1 protein-coding gene is annotated in these 471 nt (G+C 39.3%); it reads left to right on the top strand.

Annotation, left to right across the window (positions count from 1 at the left end):
• Positions 1-471: IS3 family transposase (locus B7692_RS07595; RefSeq protein WP_142360055.1), on the top strand; the 471-nt coding region annotated here is incomplete at both ends.

The raw sequence follows: 471 nt of genomic DNA, 5'->3' as shown, positions 1-471 counted from the left end.
ATTCAACGTCAATTTGAAGGCTCTAAACCAATGGAAAAGTGTTATACGGATGTGACAGAGTTTACCATTCCAAATAGCACTCAGAAATTGTATTTATCGCCCGTTTTAGATGGTTTCAACAGCGAAATCATCGCTTATCATCTTTCAACTTCACCCAACTTAGAACAAGTAAAAACAATGTTGGAACAGGCATTCACAGAGAAGCACTACGAGAATACGATTCTCCATAGTGACCAAGGTTGGCAATACCAACACGATTCTTATCATCGGTTCCTAGAAAGCACGGGAATTCAAGCATCCATGTCACGTAAGGGTAACAGCCCAGACAACGGTATGATGGAGTCCTTCTTTGGCATTCTGAAATCGGAGATGTTTTACGGTTATGAGAAGTCGTTTCAGTCGCTTAAGCAATTGGAACAAGCCATTGTAGACTATATTGATTACTACAACAATAAACGAATTAAGGTAAAA

This window comes from Streptococcus mitis (genome assembly GCF_002096925.1).
Classification (GTDB): domain Bacteria; phylum Bacillota; class Bacilli; order Lactobacillales; family Streptococcaceae; genus Streptococcus; species Streptococcus mitis_AF.
Note: the sequence above shows the minus strand (reverse complement) of the source record. Positions and strands in the feature narration are given on the sequence as shown.